Origin of the sequence: Leptotrichia wadei (genome assembly GCF_007990445.1) — a bacterium.
GTDB lineage: Bacteria > Fusobacteriota > Fusobacteriia > Fusobacteriales > Leptotrichiaceae > Leptotrichia > Leptotrichia wadei_A.
In genome coordinates this window covers 1,098,119-1,120,574 of record NZ_AP019841.1, presented here as the reverse complement: position 1 = coordinate 1,120,574, position 22,456 = coordinate 1,098,119, and the positions used below count along the sequence as shown (strand labels likewise).

General features: G+C 25.4%; 20 protein-coding genes and 1 pseudogene. All 21 read right to left on the bottom strand.

Features of this window, described 5'->3' with window-relative positions; all coding sequences use genetic code 11:
* Positions 1-32: 32 nt before the first annotated feature.
* A complete protein-coding gene (locus FVE74_RS05335; protein ID WP_147003561.1) occupies positions 33-791 on the bottom strand; it encodes a DeoR/GlpR family DNA-binding transcription regulator in 759 nt (252 codons plus the stop codon).
* A gap of 164 nt (positions 792-955) precedes the next feature.
* Entirely contained in the window at positions 956-1,147 is a 192-nt protein-coding gene (locus tag FVE74_RS05330; RefSeq protein ID WP_147003560.1) for a hypothetical protein, read from the bottom strand.
* Between the two features lie 11 nt (positions 1,148-1,158).
* Entirely contained in the window at positions 1,159-1,803 is a 645-nt protein-coding gene (locus FVE74_RS05325; protein ID WP_147003559.1) for a CRISPR-associated endonuclease Cas6, read from the bottom strand.
* 63 nt (positions 1,804-1,866) lie between these two features.
* Positions 1,867-2,607 carry a CRISPR system precrRNA processing endoribonuclease RAMP protein Cas6 gene (gene cas6 / locus FVE74_RS05320; RefSeq protein ID WP_147003558.1) on the bottom strand — a complete coding sequence of 247 codons (741 nt, stop codon included), beginning with the start codon at positions 2,605-2,607 and terminating at the stop codon, positions 1,867-1,869.
* Positions 2,607-3,758 carry a type III-A CRISPR-associated RAMP protein Csm5 gene (gene csm5 / locus FVE74_RS05315; RefSeq protein WP_147003557.1) on the bottom strand — a complete coding sequence of 384 codons (1,152 nt, stop codon included), beginning with the start codon at positions 3,756-3,758 and terminating at the stop codon, positions 2,607-2,609. Before csm5 ends, cas6 begins: the two co-directional genes overlap by 1 nt.
* Entirely contained in the window at positions 3,758-4,822 is a 1,065-nt protein-coding gene (csm4, locus tag FVE74_RS05310) for a type III-A CRISPR-associated RAMP protein Csm4 (protein WP_147003556.1), read from the bottom strand. The genes csm5 and csm4 overlap by 1 nt, the downstream gene beginning before the upstream one ends.
* Positions 4,823-4,825: 3 nt before the next feature.
* A complete protein-coding gene (csm3, locus tag FVE74_RS05305) occupies positions 4,826-5,545 on the bottom strand; it encodes a type III-A CRISPR-associated RAMP protein Csm3 (protein WP_147003555.1) in 720 nt (239 codons plus the stop codon).
* A 16-nt stretch (positions 5,546-5,561) separates the two neighbouring features.
* Complete coding sequence (gene csm2, locus FVE74_RS05300; protein WP_147003554.1) at positions 5,562-6,101, bottom strand: type III-A CRISPR-associated protein Csm2; 540 nt, start codon at positions 6,099-6,101, stop codon at positions 5,562-5,564.
* 191 nt (positions 6,102-6,292) lie between these two features.
* Entirely contained in the window at positions 6,293-8,758 is a 2,466-nt protein-coding gene (gene cas10, locus FVE74_RS05295) for a type III-A CRISPR-associated protein Cas10/Csm1 (RefSeq protein ID WP_172617438.1), read from the bottom strand.
* A gap of 480 nt (positions 8,759-9,238) precedes the next feature.
* Positions 9,239-9,625 (bottom strand): CRISPR-associated protein Csx20, encoded by a 387-nt coding sequence (gene csx20, locus FVE74_RS05290; RefSeq protein ID WP_147003552.1) that lies wholly within the window; start codon positions 9,623-9,625, stop codon positions 9,239-9,241.
* Between the two features lie 626 nt (positions 9,626-10,251).
* Positions 10,252-11,835, bottom strand: a complete 1,584-nt coding sequence (locus FVE74_RS05285; protein ID WP_147003551.1) for a hypothetical protein — start codon at positions 11,833-11,835, stop codon at positions 10,252-10,254.
* Positions 11,836-11,920: 85 nt separating this feature from the next.
* Positions 11,921-13,204, bottom strand: a complete 1,284-nt coding sequence (csx2, locus tag FVE74_RS05280) for a TIGR02221 family CRISPR-associated protein (RefSeq protein WP_147003550.1) — start codon at positions 13,202-13,204, stop codon at positions 11,921-11,923.
* Positions 13,205-13,240: 36 nt separating this feature from the next.
* Positions 13,241-14,575, bottom strand: coding sequence for a TIGR02221 family CRISPR-associated protein (csx2, locus tag FVE74_RS05275; RefSeq protein ID WP_147003549.1), 1,335 nt, complete (start codon positions 14,573-14,575; stop codon positions 13,241-13,243).
* 371 nt (positions 14,576-14,946) lie between these two features.
* A complete protein-coding gene (gene nrdF / locus FVE74_RS05270) occupies positions 14,947-15,951 on the bottom strand; it encodes a class 1b ribonucleoside-diphosphate reductase subunit beta (RefSeq protein ID WP_147003548.1) in 1,005 nt (334 codons plus the stop codon).
* A gap of 142 nt (positions 15,952-16,093) precedes the next feature.
* On the bottom strand, positions 16,094-16,462 hold the full coding sequence (locus FVE74_RS05265) for an Abi family protein (protein WP_232054091.1): 369 nt from the start codon (positions 16,460-16,462) through the stop codon (positions 16,094-16,096).
* A gap of 210 nt (positions 16,463-16,672) precedes the next feature.
* Positions 16,673-17,527: a Fic family protein gene (locus FVE74_RS05260; protein WP_147003547.1), complete on the bottom strand. Its 855-nt coding sequence runs from the start codon at positions 17,525-17,527 to the stop codon at positions 16,673-16,675.
* Positions 17,520-18,437 carry a hypothetical protein gene (locus tag FVE74_RS05255; RefSeq protein ID WP_147003546.1) on the bottom strand — a complete coding sequence of 306 codons (918 nt, stop codon included), beginning with the start codon at positions 18,435-18,437 and terminating at the stop codon, positions 17,520-17,522. The genes FVE74_RS05260 and FVE74_RS05255 overlap by 8 nt, the downstream gene beginning before the upstream one ends.
* Positions 18,438-18,504: 67 nt before the next feature.
* Positions 18,505-19,363 (bottom strand): annotated as a pseudogene (locus FVE74_RS05250) (IS30 family transposase).
* Positions 19,364-19,521: 158 nt separating this feature from the next.
* Positions 19,522-21,621, bottom strand: coding sequence for a class 1b ribonucleoside-diphosphate reductase subunit alpha (nrdE, locus tag FVE74_RS05245; protein ID WP_147003545.1), 2,100 nt, complete (start codon positions 21,619-21,621; stop codon positions 19,522-19,524).
* A 17-nt stretch (positions 21,622-21,638) separates the two neighbouring features.
* Positions 21,639-22,016 carry a class Ib ribonucleoside-diphosphate reductase assembly flavoprotein NrdI gene (gene nrdI / locus FVE74_RS05240; protein WP_147003544.1) on the bottom strand — a complete coding sequence of 126 codons (378 nt, stop codon included), beginning with the start codon at positions 22,014-22,016 and terminating at the stop codon, positions 21,639-21,641.
* 146 nt (positions 22,017-22,162) lie between these two features.
* On the bottom strand, positions 22,163-22,402 hold the full coding sequence (locus tag FVE74_RS05235; RefSeq protein ID WP_018498041.1) for a thioredoxin domain-containing protein: 240 nt from the start codon (positions 22,400-22,402) through the stop codon (positions 22,163-22,165).
* Positions 22,403-22,456: the final 54 nt, after the last annotated feature.

The window sequence follows — 22,456 nt, the reverse complement described above, 5'->3', positions numbered from 1 at the left end:
TTGGTACAATTAATATTTATTTAAAATTTTAGTTAAATAATTAAATTTACATATTTTTCAATTTTAGTTAATGTCTCTTTTTCCGTATTATTTATTACAATTCCTGTTAGTTTATCTAACGTATAAAAATTTATAAAATCCACCTTTTCAAATTTTGAATCATCCACAAGTAAATATTTTTCATCAGAATTATTTAAAACGATTTCCTGTGTATAACTTTCTTCAAATGTAGAAGTCATAACATCATTTTCCTTTATTGCATTACAGCTAAAAAACGTCTTATTAAAATTTATATTTTTTAATGTCATATTTGCTATTTCTCCCACAAATGACCTCGTTATTTTTCTAAATTCTCCTCCAACAAGAAAAGCATTAAAAGTTTCACTTTTCTTTTCAGACAATATTTCAAAAATAGGTAAACAATTTGTCAAAACTCTAAGTGATTTAAAACTGATTTCTTTTGCCAACAATTCAACTGTTGTTCCAGGACCTAAAAAAATTGTATCTCCCTCTTCTATTAATTTCACTGCCTTTAATGCTATTTCTCTCTTTTTTTCTATATTTAAGACATATTTATCCTCATGCGACAGCTCCTTATACTGAAATGTATTTTTACTTTTAGCCCCACCATGTATTCTTTTCAATATCCCTAATTCTTCGAGTTCAGTAAAATCCCGCCTCACTGTCATATCTGAAACATTTAAACTTGTAACTATTTCTGAAACTCTCACCGTCCCTTTTTCCTCAATTATTTTTGTTATCGCCTCTAATCGTTTATTCTTATTTAACATCTGAAAGCACCTTCTTTTTTTGATTATCATTATTTAAAATATAAAAAACTTCCCTATTAATATTTTATCAAACTTCTTCAAATTTTTAAAGCACTAAATTTTTAAATTGCAACAAATGTATAAATATTCTAAACTTTTTTATTTCTCTATTTTTTTAAAATTATTTAATTATTAAAAACGCAAATATAATTATAGTCTACTAGATTTTCAGTTTCTGTCTTATACGGTGTTCGTTCTAAAAGTTTTAATAAAAATTTTCTTTTTCCCTCAGATATTTTCTTCTCTTTTATTAAAGTTTCATCTTTTGAAAATCCTAAAATTCCTAAAAATAAAAAAATCAAAATTAATTTATTCATATATATTCCTTTCATGATTTTATAAAAGTTCCAAATCCAATACTTTTCCTTTTCCCAATTGAGAAATAATCTGGAAATTTCAAATTTACAGAGAAACTTCCTATAAATGCTATCATATTTACATTTTTTAAATCTCTTGATGTTATTTCCAAATTTTGAGATACATAAATTTTATTTTCTCTGTCAAGCCAAATTCCCAATCCTTTTAAAACTTCTAATATATTATTCGTAATAGCTTGTTCCAATGTATATTCTCTTTTCAAGTATTTTGCATAATTTTTTTCATTTAATGGCAAATAAGGCGTCACAAATCTATACTCGTACATTTTATCACCTGTATATTTTATCTCTTCATCGCATATTTCCAGCTCTTTCTGAATATCAAAAATAAAATTTCCATCAATATTTAAATAATCAACTTCCTCAAAAAGTTTTTTATTTATTTCAATAACCTCTTCACCAATTCCCATCACAGAAAGTGTATTCATAATCAATTTATACTGTAACTTAGGATATGAATAATTATATCCATCTGATAAATGATTATGAAATAATACATTTTCTTTATATTTATCTGCCAAAAAGCCTCTTAATTTTTCTAGATCTCTCATTGAGTGTTTTTCGTTTCTTTTGAATTTTAATATTGAGTATTTCACTAGTAGAACTCCTTAAATTTTATTCATATTTATTTAAAAAATTTTATTTAATAATTATAAAACTCAAAGTTTTATAATTATTTGTCCAAATCCGTAATTAGAAAATTTCCCTATTCCATAAAATTTAGCAAATATAAATATCGCATAAATTAAATTTTTATATTGTTCTTCTATTATTTTAATTTCAATCTCTCCTAAATAAGAATTTTTAATTTTTTTATTTCTTTTTATTTCTTTTATATAATATTTCTCTTTTTTAACAAGAAAATTTTTTCTATTATTTATCCAATTAAAATTCTCGTTGCAGTATTCAGAAAAATTTTTTAAAATTTCACAAAAGATTTTATCAAATTCAAATATAAATTTATTACTTTTTTCCTCAATTACAGGTGTCACAATTTTTATTTTCAAGTTACTTGTCAGTTCATCAAAATCCTTTTTCAATATTTCTTCTAAATTATAGTATCCAGTCCAAATTTTATCATTTGAAATTATGCCCTTTATTTTAAACTCATTTTCACCAATAAAAATAATTTCTTTATTTAAAGCTTTTCTAAATAATTTTTGAATGACCGAAGAAAAATATTCTGTTTTTTTTATTGTTATCATTATTTTATAGTTTTTTTCTTTATCAACTATAAAAACATTTTCAAAAAAATATCCAAAAAAAGATGATACTCTAAAATCATTTATACCCATTTTAGGAAATATTTTATTAAAAGCTTCATGTATTTTTATGCTGTAATCAGCTTCTGTAATAATAGTATTTTTAACAGGGGATAATGCAACTAAAAAACTATTCATTAAATATCTACCTCTTCTACTTTTATTAAGACCCATCCCATAGGATAATTATTTTCATCTAAAATTGTTCTTGAATTTTCACTGGGATTTGTTGTTAGCAAGTTTATAGTTTTATCATTAAATCCTGTATATTTCCCTATTCTAACTAAACTTATATTCTTATTCTTGAAACTATTAAATATTTTTTTTAAAAATTCATAAAAATTTCTTAGATTGTAGCTGTCTTTTTCCCTTTCTTTTTCAATTTCAAAGTTTAATATATTTTCCATTTTATCATCTAAAGAATCCAACAATTTTTTTATCCCTAAATTTTTTTTGTAATCCATCATCGAATTATCTTTTAAAGAATACTCTGTTAAAATAATATTAAAGTTTATTCCTTTTTCAAAATTCACTTTTTTAGTTTTTTTTATTTCATTGTATGTTCCATTTAAAACTTCACAAAATAAATTTCCTTCTTTTATTTGAAGAACATTTACAGAAAATTTTTCCAACTCAATTTCTTCTGTATCAAAAATTTTAACTGTTTTGAAAGGATCTTTTTTAGGCTCTAAGCCTAGTTTTTCTCCTTTTTTATTTCCATATCTGTCTTCTTTTTCAGCCAATAAAACCTCTGATTCCATTATCTTAGCTTCTTTATCAATCTCTTTTCGATTATAAACTCTTTTCCCATTTTTTATTTCATAGCTACTTTTTATTTCATATTTTTTCTCATTTTCTAAAAAATCACTGTATATAAAAGCTGTTCTTAACGCTCCTTTTATTGAACTTCCTGGAATATATTTTTTATTATTATATCCGATAAATTCAGAAATACTTAGCTGACTATTTTCTTGACTTTTATCATCTAACTTCTCTTTATAATACTTTTCAAAATCAGAAGATACTTTTTCTTTATAAATATATCCCCATTTTTCCTTATAATTATTATATATCCAACTTCTTATATTAAAAAAATTATTTTCTTGAAGTATTTTATAAAAATTTTCTTTTTCAGAATCATTCATCTTATCAAAAACTTCTGACATATCAATTCTATACATATATTTATCTTTAACTGTATATTCATATGCCTCTATATCTTTTCCACTTCCAATATAAATATCTGTCAATGGAATTAATTTCACATTGTATTTTTTTGCTACATTCATTAGTCATCAACTCCCACAATAAAAGGAATAAGACACTGAATACTTTTCTCATCATCTTTTTTCAGATTTTTCAATACTCTCCCTTTAACTGAATCAGGATTCCCTTTAAAATAAGAACCCTCTGTATAGCAAATAAAATAATCTTTAAAAGGATTTTCTGTCATATATGCTTTAGGTTTTTTAGTAAGAAGTTTAGAATTTATAACTTCTATATTATCCTTTTTATTTGGAATATAGTTAGAAAGAACTACAAAACTATTCTTAGCTTTTCTTTCACTAAATACTTTTTCTGGTTCCATTTTAATGATTTCAAATTGTCCTTTACCTGTACTCGCACTTTTTCCATATCCATTAAAAGATATATATTTTAATCCTTGTTCAAATTTTTTCATATTAAAATTATCTCTTATTTTTACAAAAATTTCTATTTCTGTTTCTTCAAAAAATCTAATTTCATTTTGTTCAAATAATCTTATATCATTTTCTTCTTCACTAATAATTCCAAGTCTGTTTATTTGATTTCGTATTCTTCCTTCTATCTTAAAAAATTTATTTTCTTTATTTATTTTCTTATTTTCATCTGTTGTTCCATTTAACATTTCTTCCAAAAAATTTTCATTAATTCTTGAATTACGAGGATTTTTTCTTTTTTCTAATGTAGAAAAATCCCTTTTTCCTTCTAAAACCTCCAAATATATTTGTTCTAATTTTTTACCATTTAAAAGTTCTTCAAATACACTTCTGCTAATATATTTTTTCTTTTTCATAGCTTTATAAAATTCTATTCTTTTTCTATCAAATTTTTTTAATTTAGTATTATCTATTTCATTTAAAAATTCTTCACTCAATTCTCCAAAAATAGGATAATTTCCATTAATTATAGGATTCGAAAAAATAAAAGGTGGATTATAATTTTTTGTTTCTTCTATAATATTTTCAATAAATTTTTCTCCTTCTATCATTTTCAAGGCCCAGATCATTGATCCAAATAAAGTATCCGACTGAATAGGTGTTATAAATGAACTTTTTGGTTTTAATTTTATTTTCCAAGTACTATAACCCATCTTCTAATCTCCTAATTTTATATCATTTAAATTTAAATTTTCTTCTTTTTGTTGTTCATCAAATAAATTTTTTATTTTTAAATTTTCAAATTTTATTTGTCCACTTCCTCTTGAAACTGCTCCTCCAAGCCCTTCTATTTCAACTAATTTTAATCCATCTTTTATTATTTTTTCTATTTCATCTTTTTTATCTATATTTAAAACTTTAAAATTAATTTCCATATCAAAAATTAGATTTCTTGGGACTCTCTCTAAATTTCTTGGATTAGCACTTGAATCAAGTCTATTTATACTATTCTCTATTTTTAATTCTGTATCCGTTCCCGTTCTCTCTTTCATTTTCTTTACTTCTTTTTCTGAATCCTCACTCAAAAATATATCTTTTACTGTTATTCTTGTAGGACCTTTTCTACCATTTCCACCTGCCGTTCCACCAAATACATTTAAAAGTGTATCACCTTCACTATCTTTTGATAAATTTTTTCCATCATATACCTTTCCATCGCTAGTCACTTTTCCAGTATACCATTCCAATAAATATCTCATTTTCCCTTTTAAACTACTTCCTGGTATATAAGGATTTTCTGTTGCTATATCTCTTACAATAGGATTATCATTTCCTCCAATTTCTATAACACCTTCATCTCCACCGATATGTAATCCTGTTTCTAATTTTATTTGTCCACTTATTTTATATATTCCCATTAATTTATATTCTGACATTTTTTATTCTCCTTTTCTATCTATTATTTACCCCACCAAGTCCATACATATATCCTAATACTGTTTCAAAAAATACTAAAAAATCTTTATAACTTTGTATTGTATTTTCTTTAATGACAATGTCAATATTTTTTTCCATAAATTCAGAAAATTCATTTGTTATTTTCTTTCCACCTTTTTTATACTCTAATTTTGATTTTAATATCAATAACTCTATATGTAATTTATCTACATTTTTCTCATTTTCATCTATATATTTTTGCTTTAATTTTTTTAATTCATTAAAAAATGCTCTTAACTGACTATTTGTTATTTTCATATTTTCTGCTATATTTTTAGCTTCTATCGATACAAGCTCTTTTCTTAATACATTTTTTGATTTGTCTCGATAACCTTTTTCTAATATTTCTTTCATTATTTCTGTCACTTTAAATTTTGGACTATTCCAATTATTATTTTGTATATTTTTACCATTCCGATTTCGACTATTACTACCTCTTCTTTCTGAATTATTTTCTTTCTTAAAATCACTAAAAAATATTTTACTATTTCCCATATTCTTCACCTGCTACTTTCTATTCAAATAAATTATATAGTTTAAAACTATTCTCATATATTTTGTTAAAAAATTACCTTGCTTATTGTCTATTTCTTCCATAAATTTATTTCTTAATTCTTTAATTATTTCAACTTTTTCTTCCTTATCTTTAATTATTTTTACTATTTTATTTTTTTCTTCATTATCTCTTACTTTTCAAGTTTTTTTCTATTTTTTTCAATCTCAGATTCAAGTTCCTTCAATTTTGGCAATATATTTCTACCATAGTCATATTCAAATTTTGAAATATATGTTAATAAATTAAAATCTATATTTTTCCCAGCTTTACTATTTTTATCAATTCCTGACAAAGATTTATATAACTTTTCGGCCATTTCTGTATAATTTAAACACCTATATAAAAATGTTTGTGTAATCATTTCTCCTTCTTCTTTATTTCCATATATTTTTTGTAGTCTTTCAGCAAACTCAAATATTTTTTCAAATTCATCCCATTTAAATGATTTATCAAATAAAGTAAGAGCATTTTTATCTTTGTCAATTTCTTTAGATTTTTCTTCAAGTTCTCCAGCTTCATTAATTCCATTTATTATTTTTAATTTTGGGTGTGAAATAGCTATTCCACCAGATAGAGTTATTTCTTCGTTTTCTGTCACAAACTTTTCAAAATTATTTTTTATAAAATATGATACAAAGATAATTTTATCCCAAGGACCTATTATGACTAAATCATCTCCTCCAGAATAAAGAACATATATTTCACTCAAGTCTATTTCTTTCTTAATCTTGTTGCCTAAATAGATTTCTACTTTTCCTTTTTCAAAAATTGAATTCATCCAATACGAAAAAAAGTATTCCATATTTCTGCTTAAAGTAGAAATTCTTGAGATAGAACGATAATCTTTTTTTTCATCAGTTTCTTCTAATTTCTCCAATTCTTCATCCGAAAGATTCTTTTTTTTCTTAAGTCCTATACTGAATATCATTCCTAAATTGTCTACATCTGCTTTATAAACTGCTATTTTTTTATTTCCCATTGCTGTACTAGAAATATCTTCAAAACTTTTCAATGAATTTTTATTTTCTTCTAAAGGAGCATAGTTACTAATAAATCTTAATATTGTGGGATAATTTTCAACTATTTCAATATTATTGAGAGATATTACTAAATCTATTTTCTCGTTTTTTCCTGAAATATCAATATCTTTCTTTGATTTAAAAAACTGAATAGACATATTTTCAATCACTTCAAAAGTTTTTTTATTATCTGCTTTATGATTGTATCTTATACCTATAAATTTAGCTTTTGGAATTTTCCCTCCCATTTCCTTAAATTTTTCATTTAATCTATCTAGAGCAGTTGTTCCATCGCTTCTATATCTTACATCAAAAATTGGATTTTCTTTTATTTGATTAAAGAATCTTTTATCTTTTTGCCAATTTAATTTTCTATTTCCCTTTTCAAGAATTTTAGTAAAATTTCTAGCTATTTCATTACCATTTGATTCAATAGTTACAATATTTACAAAAAGCTGCCCAAAAAATTCTTTATACAAATAATCATTCAATTTTTCTTTTATTTCCTCTACTTTTTTCGTCGAATCGTCCGTATTTTGAAGTAAAATATAAAACTTTCCACCAGCAGTTAAAATAATATTTGTTAAATTTAACTCAAATTCTTTTATTAAATGTAATGCTATGGCATCGCTTATCATTTTTACAAAAAAAGATTTTCCTCTCAATGTTTTAGCAGCACCTTCTGATTTTATACCATCATAAATAAAATTCTGAATCCCACTAACATCTCCAACTAAAACTGTAAATTGCTTAATTTCTTTTCTAGGCTGATTCCCATTTTCTAATATGTTATTTTCTTTATGATATTTATAAGAAGCCAATGCTAATGCTGAAGTGCTTTTTAAATGATCAAACAACGAGATATCCGATATTTTTGTTTGTGTGTCCGATGCTATACACCACATATATTTTTCCATTAATAAATATAATTGTGAAAAAAATACATCATAGTTACTACTATTTATATTTTTTATTTCATCAAAAAAATTACATATATGTTTATACAATTCTTCTTCATTATTTCCTCTAAAATTATTCGCATCTATTCCTGTTGCAAGTCGTTGACAAAAAATAGATTCATAACTAAGGGAATTTAATTTATATGCAAAATATGATGAATCATTTTTGTTTTCATCATTTTTTAAAGAAATTGTTTCAAATATTGGATTTAAAGGTTTTCTTCTCCAATGAGTGTCCTCTCTTTGATCTTTTTCAATGGACTCTTCTCTTCTTTCAAAAGCAGAATAATTATCTGCTCTTGCTACTATATTTCCAATTCTTTGTAATTTTTTATCTTCAATATCCTTAACTGAAAGCTTAACTTCATTAAATTCTTTGCTTTCGTGATGTTTTAAAACAAGGTCCTTCAAATTTTCTAACAATTCAGAACTTTCTATTATTCTATTTTCTTCTAAAAAACATATAAATTCTTTTGACAACACAGGATGCTTAAATGTTCTATATTCTTTATTTTTTATATTTTTTACATAACTTGATGATCTATTTGTAAACTTTCCAAAATCATGTAACAGTCCAGCCAAGGAAACAACTTGTTCCATATTTTCTAACTTAAACATCACTCCTCCTTTTTTATATTTAACATTGTTATATATATCCATCTAATTTTATTTTTATTACTATATTTATACCACATTTCTTAAGAAATAACAATTTTTCACTAAATTTTTTAACAAAAATCTAATTAAATTAATAAAAATTATCATGAGTTCTATTTTATTTTAAAATTTGTTGCATTTTATTATACAATCTATCTTTACTAATACATTACTTTTACTTAACTACAAACTTATTTTACTATACTTTTTGATTTTTCAAAGTTTTTTTGAATTTTATATAAAGGTAAATCATAAAGGCACTTTTATAAAACATATTATTTTATAGTAAAACTACCTTAAAATTAAACTTAAAAGTTATGACTATTTTACTTAAACCCTAGTTTTATATAATTTTTAATAGTTCTATTTTAAATGGGTTCGAGCACATTTTGGTAATTATCATTTTTTTCATATCATATTACTTTAAATATTTTGTATATTTTATTCATATTTAATAAATTTTACGTGTTTGAAATAACTAATTTTTTTTACAGTTTCCCCCTCTTTTATTTCTTCAACATTTCTTTCAGTGTAACTGTATACAGGAATTAATTCTTTTTCTATTGACCATTTCACAAGATTGTAAGTATATCCCCAATTGCCTTGTATTAAAATTATATCTCCTTTGTCAAAATTTTCTTTAACAAATTCTTTTATTTTTTTTAAATTTTCTTTATAATCTTTTTTTATTGAAACATTTGACCACATATTTTGTAGTTCTTCTGGCAAATGCTCAATCTCTTTTACTCCATATTCTTCAACTAGTTCTTTTTCTTGATTTTCTGTTAATTGATGCGAAAATACTAATAATGCTTTTTTATTTTTCATTCCCTATCTTTTTCCTTTCATTTTCGTAAAAATCAATTTTTTTTCGTAATCCTCATATATTATAATTAATACATAAATCATAAAGGAAGTACTTCGTTATGCTTGCCACTCTTATCGTTACTTTAGTTATTAATGCTTTAAATGATTAATCTAATTTCGTAAGTCAACTGTTCGTTTCGTAATCTTTACCGTATATAATTAATACATAATCACAAAGGAGGTGATAAATATGAATCCTATTATTATCAATGCTGCTGCTACTATTGTTGCTACTTTAATCATCAAGGCTATAAATGATAATTAATTTCATACTGCCTTATTTTTCTTATTATAATTATAAAGGAGGTGCTTATTTATGAACTCAATTATTATCAGTGCTATTGCCACTATTATTACTACTCTAGTTACTGATGCTTTAAATGATCTTTAATTCTTATATCTTTACTGTTTATATTTTTAGGAGGTATTCTTATGATTACTAATATTCGTGATATTCTTCTTATCGATATTATTCCTATGATTACTAATTAATTTTTTCACGTCTAACCAGCGGTTATTCCGCTGGTTTTTTTATTACCATTGAAATTTTTCTGAAATAAATATACTGTAATTTGCTTTTTGTGAATTTAATAGTATGAAATCTTCTCCTGTAAGATTGTATTTTTCATTTCTTCTTTTATCAATTCATTAATTACTTTTATTACTGATTTTACTTCATTAAAAATTCTAAATATTGGAGATGGATTTTTAGCTTCCTTTCTTAATTTTCTATCTCTATTTTCTAAAATATTACGTACTTCATTAGATCCTAATTTTCTTTCAGTATTAGCCACTTCAAGTAATTTGTAAATAGGTATATATTTTATATTATTCGCTTTTAAATTCACATTTATTTCCAAAAAATTATTTTTTGCTTCAAGACAAGGAATTTTTATAAAAGTTTCTCCAAAAGTCAGTTTTAGAGCTTCCTCTTTCAACTCTTTTTCAAAATCAAAATCAATAACATCTTCATCTCCATATATATAGTTTGTTATTTCATCTAAATTATTAAATTCTTCTTCCATTCCATCAGCTTTAATTTCATCATTTATTTTTTTGACTACTTCATTTAAATAAATTTTATTTCTTTTTCCTGATAAGAAATATCCTTTCGCCATTAAATAATAATAATATTTATCCTTATCAAATTCAAAATATTCTTCTTCAAACTTTTTAAAATCTTTTTCTTTTATACCAAAAACTTTATCATTAAACCTAAACCACTCAATCTCTCTTTTTTCAAAATCTTCATAATCTTCATATAAAATTAAAAATAATAAAAAACATATAACTTTCTTTAACTTATTTTGCGTTTCTTTTTCATAAAATCTCTCATAATTAAAAATTTTTTTCAATATTCTTTCCAGCTTGTCATAAAAACTATAACTGTCCTCATCCAGCATTCTATCAAGATCAAAAATTTTACTTATTTCACTATAAAAAAATGCCGTATCATCTCTTCCTGTTATCTTATAAAACTTCGCTACATTATGATAATCCATTTTTTCTATTGCTTCATTAATCATTGTGTATATGCTCAAATGCTCTTTTATAGGCTCTTTCATAAAATTTAAAGTCATAGTTGGGTATAAATGTATATTCCCATTAGCTCTCTTTATTCCCCCATCATTTACAACATATTTTGAAATTTGCTTTTCATTCCAATTAATGGCTCTAATTTTTCTTTCCGATGAAATTCTATACATTGCTGTGGATAATGTTTTCATTCCCAATGTAGTGTCAAAAATAGTATCTAATTTTGATATCTTACCTGAATAAATCAATTTTTTTATTTCCTTATAACTTTCTTCGATAGTATTTCCAACTATCTGAATACCAAATGATTTTATATTTCTCCCTTTCATCTCTTCTGAAATTTTATTAAAACTTTCTATAGTTTCTTTAGTATACAAAAAATATATTTTTTTTATATTTTTAAATATCCTTAAATCCTTTTCAAACGACATCTCAGAAAAAATATCTTTCTTTTGCGAATAACTTACAGCTGATACAATTTTTGTAATTCCAAAATTATCAAGATCAGCTTCTCTTGCAAATTTTTCTCCCTGTTCTTGAATTATATTTTTATAATCTCTTTCCAATAATAATTTCTCTTCAAATGTCATTTTATTATTTTCATAAAAATACAATTTTAAAACTAAGTCCAACAATTCATTATTTTTCCATAACTTTCATCAACCATATTTAAAATTTCATTTTTTATATTATCAAGCATTAGTTCCATATTTATATTTCCTATTCTGCATCAAAAACAATTTCTTTTATTTTTTTGAAATTTTTTTCTAGTGTATTTCTAAATGTTAAACTATCTATTTTAGATCTTGGTTCTCCATTTTCTTTATTATCCTTCAGATTAAATCCACCATGATTTATATCATTTCTAATATTTTTTATATTACCATAAAGAGATTTTAGTTTTTGAAAATCTATTTTTCTTTCATTTAGTTTTTTTACTATATTTTGCATTTTTTTAATATCTCCTGAATATTCTTTTATATTTTCAAGACCTATAAAATTTGAAAATTCTTTCCTTTTATTTTTATTTGTGTAATCAATATTCACTTTATCTAATAAGAATGTTATTAATCCTTCCTGTAACATCGTAATTCCCTGTTGAAATAGTTTTTTTTCAATACACCATTCTACAGCATAAAAAACATTATTTACATTTTTAATTTTAAAATTATGAATATCTTTTTCTATCTTATCAATAACTAAAGTAAATGGAGGATACAAATCTTTCTTCATTTTTTCCATTTCTTTTCTAATATTTTTTATTTTCTTACCTTCTACTATGTTAATTCCCCTATTTGTATATATATCTAATGCTATGTCTTCTAATTTTTTTGAAACATTTCCAAAATTAAGTTTATCCATATCTACATCTTTTGATTTAGATTTGAATTCTTTCTTTGCTAAAGCTGAAAAATGTTCTGCCATTCCAGTTTTTACAAAAGAATATCCTGACAAAGACCAATCTTGTAATTTTGAAAAGCTAGTAAAATCCATAATTGGACTTACTTCTATTTCGTTATCATTATCATCTTTTGCCATATATTTCATTTCAAAAGCACCATAACATAGTTTTTTCACTTTTATATTTTTTAAAAATTTTGCATGTTGTAAAAGTAAAAGTCCCAGCATAGGTAAAAATCTATAACTATGTGTTACATCAAAAGTCACTTCATCGTTTTCTTCTAAAACATCATAAATTTTCTGAAAAATAGCCCATATTTCTTCCTCATCTTTTCCTTTTACAATTTCAATACTTTTGTATTTATAATTTTTTTCTTTTTCTAATTCATTAAATCTTTTTTTTAAAACTTCCTCTGTGCAAAAAATATATTTTTCATCAAAATTATTTTCCTCAATTTCAACTACTGCATTTTGTACATATTTCACATTTTTACTAATTTTATTTTTGTCTTTATCAATATAACTGCTCTCTCTATAACCTATTTCAGGATTTCCTAACCCTAAAAAACTTAAAAATACTCTTCTCGATTTTCCTTTTTCCATTTCGTATCCTCTCCTTATACAATAATTTTAATATTCTTATTTTTCTAAAAGTCTATTTGAATATTTATTTTCATAATAGTTAATAAATTTTTTATCATACATTACAGTTTTCAAAAATTCTATAGAATCTTTTAGATATTTTATATCATTATTTACTTGAATTCTTTTGCCTAAAGAATGTGAAATATCATTTCTTATTTCTTGAGATTTAAATAAAATTCTACACAGTCTATGTTCTTTTTTTTCTAATTCATTTTTATGTCTTATACTGTTTAATTTTCTTTGAGAATAATAAAAATAATCCTTTATTTTCAAACCTATGCTTTTTTCACAATTATTTAATCCAAATATATCAATCACAAAATTTCTTATACTTTCATTTATATTAATTGCAACCATAACATATTTTTTTTGATTAAAATACCAGTTACCTAGTTCTAAAAGTATCTCATAATCTTTTTCTAATTTTTTAAAATGTTTTAAAAAATTCTCAACTACATTTGGTATTATTAATTTCCCTGGACCTTCTAACATATTTATTTGATCACATAATTTACCTAAAGATTGTATATTTTGTTTTATAGTTCCAACATAATTTAAATTCAGTCCATCAGAAAAATCTTTTATACTATTCTTAACTTCCTTATCTTCCATTATTTCTAATAAACCATAACTATTTCCATAATTTTTAAATTCATTTGCTCCCTTTATCCATTTCATCAAATCATAAAAAGCCTTCAAATCAACTATAGGTGCTCTTTTTTTAGGTCTATTATTTTCTCTAGGAATATCTCTACCTGCTTCAAACATACCATATGTAATTTTTACAATATTTATTTTTTTATCAAGAACATCAGTTATGTAATTCATAATTAAAAACATCCACATAGCACTTGAACGAAATGAATGAGTTATATCAATGTAAACTTCATCTCCATCACTCAACATTTCACCAATTTGCATTACTAAATTAAAATTTTCAAAAATTTCATTTTCATTAATCCCAAATTTCGTTATTATTGCCTTAACTCTCCCTTCAAACTTTTTATTAAATTTTTCTATATTAATTTCTGAAACATCTGAATCTTTAGTTGTATTTATAATTGTATTTTCCAATTCATCCATGTAATCTTCGTCTTCTAAACTTAATTCACCTGTTGAATAATGTAAATATAGTTCATCCCACATTGAACCAACTGTACCAATGTATATTGTTTTATCTATTTTATAATGCTCCTCTAGTACCGAAGTAATAAATGTTCTATCTTCATATAAATTATTTTCATTATCAATATAATAATCCACTAAATTATACCCCTTGCCTTTTTCTTTCTTTCCTCCGCCAATTCCCGCTATCAGTATCTTCGCCATCTTTATTTTTCTCCTTTTCTTTTAATATCAGTCTTATTCTTTTCTTATATCAACTATTATATTGATATTTATTTTTAATTTGTTTGTACTTTATCTAAGGATAACCTAAAAAACTTCCAAAGTCAATAGTAATCCACATTTTCCCTCAAAATTTGTGCCAATTTATCATATTCCCTATTTTCAAATAATAAAAAAATAACCACTGTATTTTACAATGATTATTAATATTTTTTATTCTTTATTTTAATAGATAAACTACTTTAACTTCTACAAACACTATATTTTTCTCTTTTGTCAAAATTTTTTATTAAATATTTTTCAAAAAATGGAAGTCCCTAATCAAAACTTCTATTTTCACTCATCTTTTAAATTTAAATCAATTCATCTGCATCTTCATCATCAAATTTAAAATCATCATCATGCAAATGAACAACTTCCAAGGCTTTTTCATAATTTGTAGATTTTTTAGAGAAAAAATCATGCTGAGTTGTTTCCACGTTTAATCCATTTAGAACAATTGGATTTACATTTTTTACTTCAAATTCTTCTTCAAATCCTAAATTCATAAGGGCCTTATTTGCATTATAACGAATATACTCTTTTACATCTCCTGTAAGTCCAACATCTCCATACACTTCATCAGTATATCTGCTTTCATTTTCATATAATTCATAAAGCAACGTATTCAACTCGTTTCTTATTCCTTCTTTAGTTTCCTCATCAAACGAATTATATAATTCTTGAAATAGCAATCCAACAAATACTCCATGAATCGATTCATCTGCAATAATTTTTTTAATGATATCACAACTTGCAACCATTTCTCCTTGTCCTGCAAGCCAAAGTGGTAAAAAGAATCCACTATAGAATAAGTAAGTTTCTAAATAAACTGAAGCTGCCAAAGCCATTGCGATATCTCGTCTTGAAGCCTCAGGATTATTCATCTTTTGATAATATCCATCAATTTTTTTAGCTTTGTATTGTAAATGAGGATTTTCTTGAACCCATTTAAAAGTTTCATTTATCTCTCTAGTCGATGCTACAGTTGTAAATATTGTCGAATAAGATTTTGCATGAATCGACTCCATCATACACATATAAGAAAGCACCGATCTATTTTGCAACGAATCAATATGGTCAATAATTTTAGGCATCCCAGTATGACTTTGCAACGTATCAAGCATTGTAAGCCCTCCAAGTGCATGTAAATAAGCCAATTTCATTTCAGGTTTCAACGCATTCCAGCTATCAATATCCCTCGAAGGAACATACTCCGTATCAATCCAAAATTGTCTTATATTTTGCTCCCAAAAAGTTTCCACATAATCATTTTCAGGGGTATTCCAGTTTACTGCTTCGTATATTTTCTTTTCCATTTTTTATTTTTCCTTTCTTGATAAGTTTGTTTTATCAATTTGCGTTCTCAATTAACCCTCATATTTTATTAATCAATTAGTTTATCACAATTTTAATTTCTATTTGTACCAATCTTTTGGAAAATCCATTTTATATAAAATATCATTTATATCTATTAAGTTCCAGATAACTTTCTTTATTTGCATAACATTCCGAATAATAATATGCAATTGCTGTTTTAAAAGCTCTTTCCAATTGTGTCAAAACATCAAAAAACAACATTCTCAAACTTTTATCAAAATCATACAACGCTTTCAAATGATTAAAATGAACTCCCGATTTATAAATATCATTTCCTTTTAAATCTTTCCCTTTTAAAAAAGGTTCTTTGTAAAAATTTATGATGGAATAATAATTATACCTCATTAAATAATAAATTGTTTCATCATCAGTTTTTACCCGTAGTTTATCTCCATTTTCTCCATTTAAAATCTCAACTTGTTCCTTAAAAGTTTTAAATGACTTGTCCATTACCTTTCCCCCTTTTATCTCAAAAATGCAAAAAAGCCCTATCAAAATTGAAAGAGCTTTTTCTACAGTCTACAACAACGCACAATTAAGTGGGTTATTTTTGTAGTACGATCACTAAAATTATTATACTCTATATTTTGATATTTGTCAAATGTAAAAAACTTTCATTTTGCTTCGCTTTTTTATAAAATAACATCTGCCTGTATTTAACTATTTATCCCAACCTCTTGGAAAATCCCTCTCTATTTCTGGATAACCCTCAAATCTCTTTTGATAAACTTCTTTCGGATTAATTCCATTCTTTTTTAAATATTCTTCAAACTTCATTTTTGTATCTTCATCAAAATATTTATAATACATCCAAAAAGTATTTTCAGCACTCTTTTCTATAAAACCAGCAAGCAGCTCGTAATTTGATTCAACTTGTGCTGTTTCCAAAGCAGTATAATATTCATCTCTATCTTCATTTCGTATAACTGTAATCGGATAACCATTTTTCATAAGTTCCAAATTCAGAAGTAATCTCCCAGTCCGTCCATTACCATCAATAAATGGATGAATCTTTTCAAAATCAGCATGAAAACAAGCAACTTTCATTATCAAATCATTATTTTCACTACTATTGAATTTTTCAATCAACTCCGTCAACTTCTCTTCAACAAGATAGTAAGGTGTGGTTTCAAAACCAGCACCCAAAATTTCATTATTACTTTTCTTAAACTTCCCTCTATTTTCAATATCATCATTCAACACAAGAGCATGAAATTCTCTTATCAACCTCAGCGATAAAGATTCATTTGTTTTTATAACTTCCTTCAGAAAATTAAGAGCATATTCCTGCCCCTTGACTTCCTCATGCTCCTTCAAACTTTTCCCTTTCACAGTAACCCCGTATTGAAGAATAATATCCGTTTCTTTCAAAGTAAGAGTGCTACCTTCAATCGCATTTGAATTATAAATAAAATTCGTTTTAAGATTACTTTCTAATTTTGTTAAAATTCCTTTGTTTAAAGGTCTTTCTTGTTCTAGGAATGCTTTGAATATTTTTATTTTTAATTTATTCATTATTTTCCTCTCTTCTATATAGTATTTCAATACACTCAGCAACTTCACTTATTCTTTTTCTCTTATCACGAAATCGTAATTCAAACAATTTATAGATAAAATGCAATCCCATAAATAAAATAATTAAAAATAATATAAAATTTGACACATTTGAAAATGTTGACCATTTTTGAATATTATCTAATGTTAATATTCCTGAAAATATATTTCTATTACTTTCAAAATAATCATACAAAAATTTACCTATAAAAGGGACTATTGGAATTAATAGTAATCTTTTTACAACTCTTTCTAATTTTTGTTCATTGTATATTTTTTCTATGTTTTCTTTTAATTTCTCATAATTATCTTTATTTTCTATAAAATTATAACTTTCTTTTACTTTTTTCAAGAAAATTTCCCTAGTTTTATCTCTCAAATCTATATTCAGATCTTTATTTAATAAAGATATTTTATTTTTTTTGTTTTCACTATTTAATTTAATAATCTGAGTATTTAAATTATCAATAATTAAAAATCTATAAATTATAATAAAAATTGAGATAAAAAATAATAATAACCAATGAATCCAAAACCAGTTGTCATTATACATAAGTAATACCAGAAATATAATAAATGGTATTATTAATAATAATTTGTTTTTATTTTTGAACACTTTATAACATAACAAAGATACAAATAGTAATAACATTTCTACAATTAAAATCATTGCTCTTGGAATTGTAATATTTAAAATTTGAAAATCCCTTCCATTAAATATTCCAAAAAAAATTATAAAGCAATAAAAAGAAAGTAGTGGTATTAAAAGATAATATAATATTTTAGAAAATCCACTAAAATATATATTTTCATCAAATTCTTCTCTTTCATCAACTAGAGTTTTTATAAAAATTAAAAATCTTTTTTTCATCGAAATTCCTCCAATATTCTAAATTATTTTATTTTAAATCATAAATTGCAACATTAATTGCGACATTTTACCAATTGTTTTTAAAACTAATTTCGTGTAAAAATTTTTCAAACGGTGTTGCATAGTTTAAACATTTTCTTGGTCTTGAATTTATCAGCATTAAGGTTCTTATCAAGTCTTCTGTATCTATCTTTGATATGTCGGTCTTCTTTGGGTAAAATTCTCTTAGAAGGCCGTTGCTGTTCTCGTTGCAGCCTCTCTGCCATGAGCAGTATGGATCTGCAAAATAGAAATCTATTCCCATCTTCTCCACTTCCTCCCAGCATGAAAATTCCTTGCCCCTGTCTTCCATCTTTACTGCTATATAAAACCGTGTCTTCAATTCCACAAATGTTGCAAGGCAGGCTTTGCTCCCCCCTCTTGACGAAACTACAGAATCCAGTTCCCAATGTCCGAAAACTTCTTTTTTTTTTGACTTCTTCCGGTCTGTCACCAATTGATTTCCCAATATTGAATTTTCCTCTCGTCTCCTTAGTTTTCGCTCTTCTCCCCTTTCTTCTTAGGACATTCATGGAAACTTCCAGGAAATCACTGTACAGCCAGTTATAGATAGTCTTGAAAGACAGTCTTCCCTTTAGTTCCCTGCCGGCAATCTGTTCAGGAGACCAAGTCTTGCAGAGCCTGTCCTCTATCAGATTTTTCAGTTCGGGAGTAATTTTTGAATTTCTTCCTTTGTTGGCAGCTTTTGCATTAGCATCTGCCTGAGCATTCTCAGAAGAGTATTCGCCATTAATTCTTTTTATCTCACGGTAGATGGTAGCCCTGTGCCTGTTAAGGACTTGAGCAATTTTAGAAATTCTGTAGTTTTCTTTTAGCAGGACCTTTAGCTTATTTCTTTCGTTTATGGTAAAATATTTATGGCTCATGATATATTTCCTTTCGTTAATGTTTTTGTCGTTACTAACATTTTAACACGAAATTATCATGAGTTTTTATATTTTTTTAGTTTGTCGCAATATATTATACAATCTATGAAATCAAAATAATAATTTAATATTACTAAATTTCTTAATTTTTTATCGTCTTACACCGAACATGAAATACACTCCTCAATAGTAGCCTTCCTAGTCCGAGTATAATAAAGCGACTTCAACCCCAGCCTATGTGCATAAATATAAAGTCTAGCCAAATCCCTAGTACTATCTGTACTCTTCGTATACAAAATAGTTGATATTCCTTGATCTACGTGTCTTTGAATTACAGAAATCAATTTCAAGATATTTTTTTGATCCATATCGTAGGCTGATTTATAGAAGAAGAAGTTGTCATTTGTTAAGTATGGCATTGGATAGAAAGTTGTACTATCTCCATATTCTCTTACTTCGATTGTGTCAACTACTGGCATTACTGAGGCTGTGGAGTTCATTATGTAGGATGTTGACTGGTTTGGAGCGATTGCCATTCGGTAGGCGTTGTAGACTCCATGTTTCATTACTTGCTCTTTTAAGTTTGCCCAGTCTTCTTTTGTTGGGATGTAGATTCCTTCAAATAGTGATTTTACTTTTTCTGTTTGAGGCATGTATTCTTTTGTCACATATTTATTGAAGTAGTTTCCGTTGGCGTATTCGGATCTTTCAAAATCTTTGAATGTTTCTCCTTTTTCTCTGGCTATTTCCATTGATCTTTCCAATGAATAGAAATTAACCATCATAAAGAATACATTACAAAAATCAAGTGCTTCTTTGCTTTCATACATAATGAAGTTTTTAGCTAAGAATCCATGTAAATTCATTGCTCCAAGTCCTACAGAATGTAATTCCTCATTTGCTTTTTTAATTGTTGGAACAACATCAATGTTTGTTAAATCTGAAACCATTGTAAGTGAATCAATTGCAGCTTTCGTAGCTTCTTTTATTCTTTTATTTTCCATAACAGTTGCAATATTTAATGAACCTAAGTTACATGATATTCCTCTTCTTATCGTATCTTCTTCATAATAAGCATTAATATCTGAAACTTCTGACAATTGCATTATTTCAGTACACAAATTTGAGAATTTAACCGTTCCAATTCCTTTTAATGCGTGTTCCTTATTTACATTATCTTTAAAGAATAAATAAGGGTATCCGCTTTCTTTTTGTGTTTGAGAAATTTTTACAAGAAGTTCTCTTGCATTTATTTTTTTCTTTTTAACATTTGGATTATCAACTAATTTTTCGTACATTTCGTTCATATCCATTTCGTCCAAGTATTGTCCGTATTCTAAAAATACTGTGTGTGGATTAAATGTATAGCAAACTTCATCTTCCATTGCTAACTGCATAAATTTGTCTGGAACGATAACTCCAATTGATAGTGATTTTATTCTAATTTTTTCATCGACATTTATTTTTTTACTGTCTAAAAATTCGTTAATGTCTGAGTGAAAAACATTCAAGTAAACTGCCCCAGCTCCAGCTCTTTGTCCCAATTGATTTGCATAAGAAAAAATATCTTCTAAAATTTTCATAATTGGTAAAACTCCAGAGGCCCTACCTTCTACACCTTTTATAGCTTCACCTCTTGCTCTAATTTTAGACAAGTTAATCGCAACTCCTCCACCAATCGAAGACAATTTCATAGATGAGTCAAAAATATATCCAATTCCACTCAAATTATCTCCCATTTCATCTAGAAAGCACGAAACAAGTTCTCCTGATCTTTTTTTCCCAGAATTTAAAAAAGTAGGAGTAGCTGGTTGATATTCTTGATTTATTAACATCAAAGCATATTCTTTTGCCTTCTCAAAGTTCCCCTGTGCCAAATACAATGAAACAGCCGAAATTCTATCCTCATATCTCTCTAAAAATTTCTCTCCAGTATCATCCATCAACGCATAACTTTGATAAAATTTAGAAGCACTCATAAATGAAGCGAATCTAAATTTCTTATCATAAACCATTTTAAAAAGCTCTTTAATTTCATCATGACTATACATTTGATAAAAATCGATATAATAGTCATTTTTTATTAAATATCTCATTTTTTCTTCTAAATTATGAAAAAATACTGTATTTTTATTTACATAATCTACAAAATATGAATAAACTGCTTCTTTATCCTTTTCAAGCTGAAAATCTTCACCTTTTTTAACCATTATTTCATTATTTAAGTATATCCACTTTTTAGCTCTGTTATCAACCATTTTTCATCTCCTATTTATTATTTATAATTATTTTCCAGATAATTTATATAATTTTCCACTTCCGTATTAGTTCCCGACAATTCAAATTTCATTAAAACTGGAATTCCATATTTTTCCTGAATTTTATCAGCCGCCACTGCAAAAAATACTCCCCAGTTTCTATTTCCGCTGGAACTTACTGATTTTATCAATTTGCTATTATTTTCATTTTCTAAAAATTTATCCGTCATTTCTGGAACTTCTCCAATTTTTGTTGTAAATGTCAGAAAATGCCCTTCATTTTCAATTTTCATATTTGGATCTATTTTTATAAAATGCCAATCTGAACGTTGTCTTTCCATTTTTTTTACAAATCTTTGGACATTTCCTGTTTTTGAATCGTAATATATATACATTGATTTCACCTTACTTTTTTCATTTTTGATGAATTTCCTGATTTTTTTGTAAAAATATACTCAAAACTGAATATTTTAATAAAAATTGTTTTGAGTAGTATTATTAATTAATTTAAATTGTATTGTTAGCTCAAATTATTTTTTAATTACATCATTGAAATAATTTCATTAATTTCTTCCGGCTTGAATCCAATTGTTCTTTTCACTTCTTCATTTTCTTCAAATAAAATTACTGTTGGAACACTTCTCACTCTGTATTTTACAGCCAATTCTGGATTATCAAAGGGATTTATTCTTTCGTATTCTACACCTTTTTTATCTAATAAGTCTGACACCATTGCACATGGATTACAGTCATTTTTTTCAAATTTCACTAATTTTTTCATTCTCTTTTCTCCTTTAAATTTATATATATTTTTCATTTTATTATACAAAAACAC